The organism is Winogradskyella sp., from assembly GCF_013042245.1.
GTDB lineage: Bacteria > Bacteroidota > Bacteroidia > Flavobacteriales > Flavobacteriaceae > Winogradskyella.
On sequence record NZ_JABDQL010000044.1, the window covers coordinates 1 to 10,979 of the forward strand.

Annotated in this window: 10 protein-coding genes; 9 read left to right on the plus strand and 1 reads right to left on the minus strand. The window is 33.0% G+C overall.

All coding sequences use genetic code 11. The features are described from left to right. Positions 1-52: 52 nt before the first annotated feature. The 6 genes from HKP48_RS03965 to HKP48_RS03990 are packed head-to-tail and all read left to right on the plus strand — an operon-like array spanning position 53 to position 7,114. Positions 53-1,135, plus strand: a complete 1,083-nt coding sequence (locus tag HKP48_RS03965) for a glycosyltransferase (RefSeq protein ID WP_296343054.1) — start codon at positions 53-55, stop codon at positions 1,133-1,135. Beyond that, on the plus strand, positions 1,126-1,680 hold the full coding sequence (locus HKP48_RS03970; RefSeq protein ID WP_296343056.1) for a sigma-70 family RNA polymerase sigma factor: 555 nt from the start codon (positions 1,126-1,128) through the stop codon (positions 1,678-1,680). The genes HKP48_RS03965 and HKP48_RS03970 overlap by 10 nt, the downstream gene beginning before the upstream one ends. Then, positions 1,673-2,914, plus strand: coding sequence for an Nramp family divalent metal transporter (locus tag HKP48_RS03975; protein ID WP_296343058.1), 1,242 nt, complete (start codon positions 1,673-1,675; stop codon positions 2,912-2,914). The genes HKP48_RS03970 and HKP48_RS03975 overlap by 8 nt, the downstream gene beginning before the upstream one ends. 52 nt (positions 2,915-2,966) lie before the next feature. Further along, positions 2,967-3,839 (plus strand): lipoyl synthase, encoded by an 873-nt coding sequence (lipA, locus tag HKP48_RS03980; RefSeq protein WP_296343060.1) that lies wholly within the window; start codon positions 2,967-2,969, stop codon positions 3,837-3,839. Further along, a complete protein-coding gene (gap, locus tag HKP48_RS03985; protein WP_296343062.1) occupies positions 3,839-4,855 on the plus strand; it encodes a type I glyceraldehyde-3-phosphate dehydrogenase in 1,017 nt (338 codons plus the stop codon). The genes lipA and gap overlap by 1 nt, the downstream gene beginning before the upstream one ends. Before the next feature lie 27 nt (positions 4,856-4,882). Continuing rightward, complete coding sequence (locus tag HKP48_RS03990; RefSeq protein ID WP_296343065.1) at positions 4,883-7,114, plus strand: ATP-binding protein; 2,232 nt, start codon at positions 4,883-4,885, stop codon at positions 7,112-7,114. Here HKP48_RS03990 and lpxK read toward each other — a convergent pair. Further along, positions 7,111-8,109, minus strand: a complete 999-nt coding sequence (gene lpxK / locus HKP48_RS03995; RefSeq protein ID WP_296343067.1) for a tetraacyldisaccharide 4'-kinase — start codon at positions 8,107-8,109, stop codon at positions 7,111-7,113. The two genes, HKP48_RS03990 and lpxK, sit on opposite strands and share 4 nt — an antisense overlap. A gap of 44 nt (positions 8,110-8,153) precedes the next feature. On the opposite strand from lpxK, the gene HKP48_RS04000 reads away from it, so the two are divergent. The 3 genes from HKP48_RS04000 (at position 8,154) to msrA (ending at position 10,855) form a co-directional block, all read left to right on the plus strand. Continuing rightward, entirely contained in the window at positions 8,154-9,248 is a 1,095-nt protein-coding gene (locus HKP48_RS04000; RefSeq protein ID WP_296343069.1) for a Nif3-like dinuclear metal center hexameric protein, read from the plus strand. Between the two features lie 2 nt (positions 9,249-9,250). Beyond that, positions 9,251-10,036, plus strand: coding sequence for a C4-type zinc ribbon domain-containing protein (locus tag HKP48_RS04005; protein ID WP_296343071.1), 786 nt, complete (start codon positions 9,251-9,253; stop codon positions 10,034-10,036). A gap of 153 nt (positions 10,037-10,189) precedes the next feature. Next, on the plus strand, positions 10,190-10,855 hold the full coding sequence (gene msrA, locus HKP48_RS04010; RefSeq protein WP_296343072.1) for a peptide-methionine (S)-S-oxide reductase MsrA: 666 nt from the start codon (positions 10,190-10,192) through the stop codon (positions 10,853-10,855). Positions 10,856-10,979: the final 124 nt, after the last annotated feature.

Genomic DNA, 10,979 nt, shown 5'->3' on the forward strand with positions numbered 1-10,979 from the left:
TGATATAGTAAAACTGTAACATTATGACTTTTATGGATATATTTACTATTCTGTGACATCGAGTCACAAAATAGTAATAATTAACGAGGCAAGCCTCGAGGTATTAAACCTGAAAGCGAATAAAAAACCTAATAATATTGCGCTTTCAGTAATTATCTGTGCAAAAAATGAAGCTGAAAACTTAAAGAAGAATCTCCCTAAAATGATTTCCCAAGACTATAAAGACTTTGAGATTGTTCTTATAAACGACAGTTCCTCTGACGAAACTCTAGAAATCTTTGAAAGCTTTGAAAGCTTTGCTAAAACACATAGCCTTATTACAATTGTTAATGTAAAATCTATTGAACAATTCTGGGGAAACAAAAAGTATGCGCTTACACTAGGTATTAAAGCAACTAAAAACGAATTTCTTGTTTTTACAGACGCAGATTGTGAGCCATCTTCTCAATTTTGGCTCGAAGAGTTAAGTAGTCATTTTAGTAACCAAAAATCAATTATACTTGGTTTTGGTGCCTATAAAAAAGTAAAATATTCCTTTTTGAATATGCTCATAAGATTTGAAACTTTGATGACAGCTGTACAATATTTTTCTTATGCAAAGGCAGGTATACCATACATGGGCGTTGGTCGTAATTTAGCTTACAGAAAAGAACTCTTTTTCAATAATGGAGGCTTTAAAAAGCATATTCTTATAAAATCTGAAGGTGACGATTTATTTATAAATGAAATCGCCAATGCCAAAAACACAAGTGTTTGTATCTCCAAAAACAGTTTCACTATATCTGAACCAAAGCGAAGCTTTAAGGACTGGACAACTCAAAAAAGAATACATATTAGCACTTCTAAGCACTACAAACCTTTACACAAGTTTTTATTAGGTTTGTTCTACATAAGCCAGTTAATGTTTTGGGGGTTTGCATTTGTTTTACTTTCTGTTTTTTTTCAGTGGGAAATTGTTTTAGGAATTTTATGCTTTAGGATATTGTTACAATGGGTAGTTGTAGGGAAATCTGCTTATAAATTAGAGTCTAGAGATTTGGCTTTTGCAGCTCCATTTCTTGAAGTTTTCTTAATTAGCTTTCAATTAATTATCTTTAGTGCTAATCTTATTTCAAAACCTAAACATTGGAAGTAAAAGAAGCGATTGAACTGGCTAAAAAAAATAATCAAGCAGCATTTAACTTTTTGCTAGATAGATTTTGGAATGATGTTTATGGCTTTCAGCTAAAACGCACTCAAAACGAAAATGATGCTGAAGATATCACCATACAAACATTCTCTAGAGCTTTTGACAAAATAAATACTTACGATGATAAATATGTATTTAAAACTTGGCTAATTACAATTTCAAAGAACATTCATATTGATTTGGTAAGGAAATATAAATCTTCTATAAATAGTAAAATTAATAACAAACAAGATGATACTATTTATACCATTCCCGATGAATCGCCTACGCCAGAAGATAAAATTATAAGAAAGCAAAATTTAGCCAAATTGCTTCGCGAAATTAAAAAACTAAAGCCCCATTATCAGGAGGTTATTAATCTAAGATACTTTCAAGAACTTAGTTATAAGGATATTTCTCTCCACTTAGATGAACCAATGAATAATGTGAAAGTAAAGCTACTCAGAGCTAAGAAATTATTAGCACAAATACTATTGAAATCTAATGCTTAACCACTTAAAAAAACTAGGTCCTGGACTTATTTTTGCTGGTGCAGCTATTGGCGTATCCCATTTGGTACAATCGACGAGAGCTGGTGCTGATTTTGGTTTTGGTTTAGTATGGGCGTTACTATTAGTTAATCTTTTCAAGTATCCCTTTTTTCAGTTTGGACCACGTTATGCTTTGGCTACTGGAGAGAGTTTAGTTGAAGGTTACAACAAATTAGGAAAATGGGTTTTAGTCAGCTACTTCCTTCTGTCTTTTGCCACTATGTTTACAATACAAACTGCTGTAACTATTGTAATGGCAAGCTTAGCATCTTTTATTATTTTTGACTTTCAACCGATTTTTATTGGCAGTGTTGCATTTTCGAGTATTCAAATTTGGACAGTTATACTACTTGTAATTTGCATAGGGATTTTAATACTAGGTCGTTATGAGTTACTTGACCGACTCATGAAATTCATTATTGTTATTTTAACTATTTGTACAATAATTGCCGTATTTTCTTCAGCATCAAAAGAAGGTGTCCAATTAAATTTTGAACAGGTATTTCCCGATAGTTCAAAATGGGCATTTTTAATAGCCTTTATGGGATGGATGCCAGCACCTTTAGACATCTCTATTTGGCATTCGCTTTGGGCATTGGAAAAGAAAAAAAGTAATCCAAATTTCAAAACTAAATCTGCTCTTTTCGATTTTAATATAGGTTACGTTACCACCATAATTTTAGGGCTTGGCTTTATAGCTTTAGGCGCATTTGTACTCTACAATTCAGGAGAAAAGTTAGAAACTACAGCGGCTAGTTTTGCTTCGCAATTAATTAATATTTACACAACAAGCCTTGGTGACTGGGCGTACGTTATTATTGCTATTGCAGCTCTAACTACTATGTTTAGTACAACGCTTACAACTTTTGATGCATCTCCAAGAGTAATGAGTCGTACAACACGTTTAGTCACAAATTATAAATATATAAACACCTACTCTTTATGGTTAACAGTTCTTTTTGTTGGTACGCTTATTATTTTCTTCTTCCTCAGTTCTGAGCTAGGTACCTTGGTAAAAACTGCAACCATACTTTCATTTTTAACTGCACCTTTTTATGCTATTGCCAATTATAAGCTAATCACTTCCAAGCATGTTAACACCAAGTGGCACCCAAAAAAAGGTTTAAAAATTTTGAGTTGGTTGGGTATCATTTTTCTTATTGGATTTAGTGCTTGGTATCTAACAATTCTTTAAGCTTTCTTAATAATTTACTTTGTATCTTTGCTTAGTTAAAAAAGAAATATAAATGGATACAGCAACAGCTTCAAATATACTTCCCGAACGTAAGCCAAAATGGCTCCGTGTAAAACTGCCAACTGGAAAAAAATATACCGAATTACGAAGTCTTGTGGACAAGTACAAGCTCAATACCATATGTACATCAGGTAGTTGTCCAAATATGGGAGAATGTTGGGGAGAAGGTACAGCAACCTTTATGATTCTTGGGAATATCTGTACACGCTCTTGTGGGTTTTGTGGTGTTAAAACCGGACGCCCAGAAACTGTTGATTGGGATGAACCAGAAAAAGTTGCACGTTCTATAAAACTTATGAGTATCAAGCATGCCGTACTAACTAGTGTAGACCGCGATGATTTGAAAGATATGGGAAGTATTATGTGGGCAGAAACGGTAAAAGCTGTAAGACGCATGAATTCTGAAACCACATTAGAGACCCTAATACCAGATTTTCAAGGTATAGAGCAACATATAGACCGTATTATCGACGTTGCTCCTGAAGTGGTGTCCCATAATATAGAAACAGTAAGACGTCTCACTCGCGAAGTAAGAATACAAGCTAAGTACGACCGTAGTATGGATGTACTTAAATACTTGAAATCTCAAGGGCAACGCAGAACAAAATCTGGTATAATGTTAGGTTTGGGAGAAGCAAGAGAAGAAGTTATACAGACACTCCACGATTTAAGAGAAAATGATGTGGATGTTGTAACTATTGGTCAATACCTACAACCTAGTAAAAAACACTTACCAGTAAAACGCTTTATCAATCCTGATGAGTTTGAAGAATATAAAGAAATTGGTTTAGATTTAGGGTTTAGACATGTCGAAAGTAGTGCTCTTGTACGTTCTTCTTACAAAGCACAAAAGCATATAAACTAATGATTAAGGTTGCCATAAACGGCTTTGGTCGTATCGGTCGTCGTGTTTTTAGACTAGCACTTAATCATTCTACAATTAAAATAGTTTCCATTAATGATTTGGCAGATGCTCGTACGTTAAGTCATCTTCTTAAATACGATAGTGTTCATGGAGTACTAAAAGAAGATATCTCTTACAGTGACAAAGGGATATTAGTGAACGGGAAGCTTGTACCACTTTCTAACCAAAAAGATATTTCAAAAATCGATTGGCTAACTTCGAAGCCAGATATTGTTATTGAAGCAACCGGAAAATTCAAACAAAAAGAACAACTTCAACATCACATAAAAAATGGTGCTAGCTATGTTATTCTATCTGTACCGCCATTAGATGACACAATCAAAACAATTGTTCTTGGTGTGAATGATGATTCTATTGATGGTAATGAACGTATTTTATCAAACGCATCTTGTACAACCAATAATGCTGCGCCTATGATAGACATCATGCATAAAAATTTTGGCGTCAAACAAGCTTATATAACTACTGTACATAGCTATACAACCGACCAAAGCCTACACGATCAACCGCATCGTGATTTGCGTAGAGCAAGAGCTGCAGGACAATCTATAGTACCAACTACCACTGGTGCTGCAAAGGCATTGACTAAAATTTTCCCAGATTTAGCAGATGTTATTGGAGGTTGCGGCATACGCGTTCCTGTACCTAATGGCTCTTTAACAGATATTACATTTAATGTCGAGAAAGAGGTGGATATTGCCACTATCAACACCGTATTTAAAAATGCATCAAAAGGATACTTAAAAGGAATTCTTCAATATACAGTCGATTCAATCGTATCCATTGATATTGTAGGGAACACAAATTCTTGTGTTTTTGATTCTCAAATGACATCTGTAATCGGAAACATGGTAAAAATTATTGGTTGGTATGATAACGAGACAGCTTACAGCCAACGCTTGTTAGATCTAACATGTAATTTATCGATAAAAAACGTACTTTTATCGAATAAATAATTATATTTGTTTGCAAAATTTGTTTTAATGTCCAAGATTAAACCTTACCTACAAGTATTATTTTTAGTCTTTTGCTTGATTACTTATGCTCAGAATTCTAGTTCTACTAGCAATCAAGATTTAGAACTTACATTAGAACAGCTTCTTAGTCAAACTCACTTGCTTACTGAGCGTGGTGAATATTACAAGGCAAAACATAATCTTAATAAAGCACTTGATTTTGCCATAAAGATTAATGATAAAATTAACGAAGGTATAATATATACCAAACTTGGAAAACTTCAATATTTAATCAACGAGCCAGACAAGGCTATTTCATCCTTAAGCAAAGCAATAGCTATCCAAAGAGCTAATGAAGACTTAATTAACCTTGGTCTTACCTATAACATTAAAGGTGTTATTCATAGTAATTTAAAAGAGTATGAGACCGCTTTAGAATATTATAAAAATGCGCTCTCAAACTTTGAAAATAAAGATGGAGAAAAATACCAAGCTGAAGTTTACTTAAATGAAGCTATTGTCTATTTAAAACTTAACCAAATAGAGAGCACTCAGAGAAAGTTAGAACGTGCTATTATAATAGCAAAAAAATACGAGCTTAAAAGGGTTTTAAGTAGTAGTTACATCAATAATGCAAAAGCATATTTTAAAAATACTGAATATAATTTAGCATTAGATCAAGCTAAAACAGGATTAGATATTGCTATCGAGGATGAATTAGTATTAAATAAAAACGAGGCTTATCTTATACTTAGCAAAATTCATCAAAATAAAAACCAGTATAAATCAGCAAATCTGTATCTAAATAAACACTTACATCTATCAGATTCTATTTTGAATATACAAAGAGAAAATATGGGGTCTCAAAAAAATTCAAAACTTATAGTTGATTATCGTAGTGCTGAAAACCAACAATTGAATGATCAAATTACAGAAGCTGATACTGATATGAGTTTGGCTAGAATTACGACTATTTTAAGTATTTCTCTAATTACTATTCTATCACTTTTAACGCTTTCACTCTACAAAAACAACAATATTAGGCTACGAACTAATAACATGCTACAGGAAAAAAACGATGAACTTGTTACTGCTAAAGAAAAGGCAGAATTAGCCTCCAAAACGAAAGCAAATTTCTTATCAACAGTAACGCACGAACTCCGCACACCACTTTATGCTGTTACAGGATTGACAAACTTACTTCTAGACGAAGAACCTAAAGAAAAGCAAATCCCACATTTAAAATCATTAAAATTTTCAGGTGACTATTTACTAACTTTTATTAACGATATTCTTCAAATTAATAAGATTGAAGCTAACAAAATAGATTTAGATCCAGAGGATTTCAATCTTAAAACTAAGATTGAAAATGTAATTGCTGCACTTAATAATTCTGCAAAAGATAATGGCACTAAAATTCATCTTGAGTACGAAGACAAGCTTCCTGAGGTATATATTGGTGACCAACTTAAGATTTCACAAATCTTAATCAATTTATTGGGTAATGCCATAAAGTTTACCAAACAAGGTGATATTTGGGTTAGAGTCAATAAAAAATCTGTAAAAAACAGTGTACACCAATTACAATTTGAAATTCAAGATAATGGTATCGGAATCTCTAAAGAAAAACAAAAACAAGTGTTTGATAGCTTCTCTCAGGGCTCAATACAAATTAACAGAAAGTATGGTGGTACTGGCTTAGGATTATCTATTGTTAAGGGACTTATTAAAATTTTGAAAGGGAAAATATGGCTAGAAAGCCAACTTGGTAAAGGCACAACCTTCTTTTTTGAATTACCCTTAAAGCATGTAAGGCCAAAGAAAAAAGTTGTTAAAAGAGAAAGTAAACATCTAGAAAATATAAAAGCTTTGGATTTAGATGATATTAAAATATTAGTGGTTGAAGACAATAAAATCAACCAAATGATTACTAAAAAAATACTCACTAAAATGGGACTTATCTGCGATATTGTAGATAATGGTGAGGAAGCTGTAGAAATGGTTAAAAAAACGACCTACAATGTTGTTCTAATGGACATTCATATGCCAGGGATAAGTGGCTTTGAAGCTACAAAACGTATTCGTATTTTTAATAAAGAACTTACAATATTTGCTCTTACAGCAGTAACACTTGAAGACAAAATGCATGAGTTTGACGAGGCTGGTTTTGATGACATCATCTCTAAACCATTCAAGCAAGAGACCTTTGAAAAGAAACTTTATACGGCGCTTTCTAAAAAAATAAAAATTACTACCTAAATACTAAATTCTTCTATTAATTTATTGAATTTTTCAGGTCTATCAATTTTTATTTCAATAGGTATATGATATAATTTTGGCTGTAAACTCTCTACATCTTTTAAGCGCATGAAATCTTTTTCAGTTGCTAAAAGAAGTGATTTTTTTTCTAATAACTCAATATCTTTTATAGTAAAGTTATAGTGATCTCCGAACTCTAGGTGTTCAAAATCTAAATGTTTTGAATTTAAAAAATCTACAAGCGGTTTCGCATTGGCTATCCCAGTAACTAAAGTAAACGTTGGCAAATCTTCTAATGATTTTTTTTCAATTACAGAAATCACGCTATCACTATACTTTATAAAACTAAAAAATACTTTTTGATGTGGTTTAGGACGTATTGTCTTTAAAATTGACGCCTTTTTGCCCTCACTTAAATCATTTGGGCATTTAGTCACTACAATGATGTCTGCACGTTGAGCTCCCAATTTTGGTTCTCGTAAATTTCCTGTTGGCAATACAATATCGTTGACATATAAATTATAATAAGACGTCAACAAAATATTAAGACCAGCCTTTACTTTTCTATGTTGAAACGCATCATCCAATAAAAAAACTTCTGGTTGAGGCTCAAAACTTCTCAACGCACTTATACCATGTTGTCTATCTTCATCAACAGCCACATAGACTTCAGAAAATTTATTATAAAACTGAAAAGGCTCATCTCCAATAGTATCTACGTTAGCATTTTCATCCGCCAAAACAAAACCTTTAGTTACGCGTTTATAGCCACGACTCAAGGTCGCAATTTTCCTTTGGTCAGATAATAATTTCACCAAATACTCTATCATCGGAGTTTTACCTGTACCACCAGTACTTAAGTTACCCACACAAATCACAGGGAAGTCATAAACTTTTGATGATTTAATTCCAGAATCATACAATCGATTTCTTACCCAGGTCACTAAAAAGTAAATAGGTACTATAGGAAATAATAGGATTCTGAGTATTTTCATAAGAACGAAAGTAATATATTTATATTTGAAAAAAACAGGATTCGATGGTTGTACAAGATGTCATTAATCATTTACACGATTTAGCACCTTTGGCGTATGCCGAAGATTTTGATAATGTAGGACTTTTGGTTGGCGATAAAAACCAATCTGTCTCAGGTATTTTAGTCACTTTAGACACCCTTGAAGCCGTAGTAGATGAAGCTATTGAAAACAATTGTAATCTCATAGTAAGCTTTCACCCTATTATTTTTAAAGGCCTTAAAAAATTGACTGGCAAGAATTATGTCGAGCGTGTTGTTATAAAAGCCATTCAAAATAATATTGCCATTTTTGCTATACATACTGCTTTAGACAATGCATTTCAAGGTGTAAACTCCATTATTTGCGACCAATTAGGTTTAAAAAATAAGCAGATTTTAATACCTAAAAAAGGCACCATAAAGAAGCTGACAACATATGTCCCAAAAGAAAAAGCAGAACTATTAAGACAAAGCTTATTTAAAACTGGCGCAGGTAACATAGGTAATTACGATAACTGCAGCTTTAATACCAATGGCATTGGCACTTTTAAAGGCAATGACAACTCAAACCCTGTGATAGGGCAAAAAGGTCAACTTCAAAATGAAAACGAAACCCAAGTCAATGTTACTTTTCATAAACATTTGGAGTCAAAAGTTTTAAAATCTCTCTTTGAAGCACACCCTTACGAAGAAGTCGCTTACGAGATTACAACCTTAGATAACACCAACCAACACATTGGCATGGGTATGGTTGGCGATGTAGAAGACCCGCAAGTAGAAAGTGATTTCCTTAAATTTGTAAAAGAAAAAATGAACGCCACTTCAGTAAGACATTCAAAACTTTTAAATAAACCTGTAAAAAAAGTTGCTGTTCTTGGTGGCTCAGGTGCTTTTGCCATTGATGCTGCTAAAGCTGCTGGGGCAGATATTTTTATCACAGCAGATCTAAAATACCATGACTTTTTTTCGGCAGAAAATGATATAGTAGTTGCAGATATTGGACATTATGAAAGTGAGCAGTTCACAAAAACGTTTTTAGTAGACTATCTCTCGAAAAAAAATACTAGTTTTGCAATCATTTTATCTAACACAAATACAAATCCAGTAAAGTATTTATAATTATGGCAAAAAAAGCTGAAACTACTGTTGAAGAACGATTAAGAGCATTATACGATTTACAGTTAATCGACTCTAGAGTAGACGAAATAAGAAACATCAGAGGTGAACTTCCTTTAGAAGTAAGAGATTTAGAAGACGATGTTGCTGGTCTAAATACAAGATTAGAAAAGCTTAACGATAGCCTTAACACCATAGACGAAGAAATTAAGTCTAAGAAAAACCAAATCGAAGAGTCTAAAACGCTTATCAAAAAGTACTCTGAGCAACAAAACAACGTTAGAAATAACAGAGAGTATAATTCTTTAAGTAAAGAGATTGAATTTCAAGAATTAGAAATACAATTAGCTGATAAGCACATTAAAGAATTTAAAGCGCAAATCGAGCAGAAAAAAGAAGTTATTTCTGAAACCAAAGAGAAGCTCAAAGAACGTACTGAACACCTAAAGCACAAAAAAGGTGAACTGAATGAGATTCTCAAAGAAACAGAAAAAGAAGAAAACGCACTTATTAGCGAGTCTGAAAAATATCAGAAGAAAATCGAAGAGCGTTTAGTAACAGCTTACAATCGCATTCGTACTAACGTTAAAAACGGTTTAGCTGTAGTGCCAATCGAAAGAGGTGCTTCTGGAGGTTCTTTCTTTACAATCCCACCGCAAGTACAAGTTGAGATTGCTGCGCGTAAAAAAGTAATTACAGACGAGCATAGTGGTCGTATCTTAGTAGATGCAGCACTTGCTGAAGAAGAAAAAGTAAAAATGAATAAATTATTTACCAAACTGAGTAAGTAATTTTATTTATTATAAAATTTAAGCCCCTGATTTCTCAGGGGCTTTTTTTATTTACAACCCTTAAACGTGTCTCTACATTTAGCAAAATTTTAAAACCTTTAAAATTAAGGTTAGCTAACTTTGCTTGACTATTGAAAAAGAAAATAATAAAACATGAAAAAAGTAATATCCTTATTAGTTATTGCACTATTATTTAGCTGCAATAATAATGCTCAAAACTACAACGAAAAACTACAAGCCGTCATGAATGCTGAAGCAGTAGAAGTCCCAATAAAAGACGGTAAAGCTCGTGCCTATTTTGCAAGTGGATGTTTTTGGTGTGTTGAAGCTATTTACGAAAGTGTCAAAGGTGTAGAAGAATCTATTAGTGGTTATTCAGGAGGTTTTACCAAAAACCCAACTTACGAAGCCAGTAATACAGGTAGAACTGGACATGCCGAAGCTGTAGAAATTATTTACGACCCTAATGTTGTAAGTTTTGCAACTTTAGTCGATGTCTATTTTGGATCACAAAACCCAACGCAAGTCAATGGGCAAGGACCAGATAGAGGCTCACAATACCGTTCAATTATTTTTTATCAGAATGATGCACAAAAGAAAATTATTGAAGAGAAAAAAACCGCATTAGCTAAAAAACTGAATGCTAAAATTGCTGCAGAAGTCTACCCTTTTCAAAAGTTTTGGATAGCAGAGGATTACCATCAAGATTACGAAAAACTACATCCGAACCAACGTTACATTCAAGGCGTATCTATACCGCGACTAAAACGTTTCCAAGCAAAAATGCCTGAGGTATTAAAAAAAGGTGCAAAACACTAAAAAAGTAAATAATCCTCGGGGCAAGCCCACGAGGCATTAAAATAATTTCAATTGATTATTCTTTTTCAAACTTTTATAATCCTTTTCAACACCTTGTTCCTTAACATAATTTGCTATCAATTTT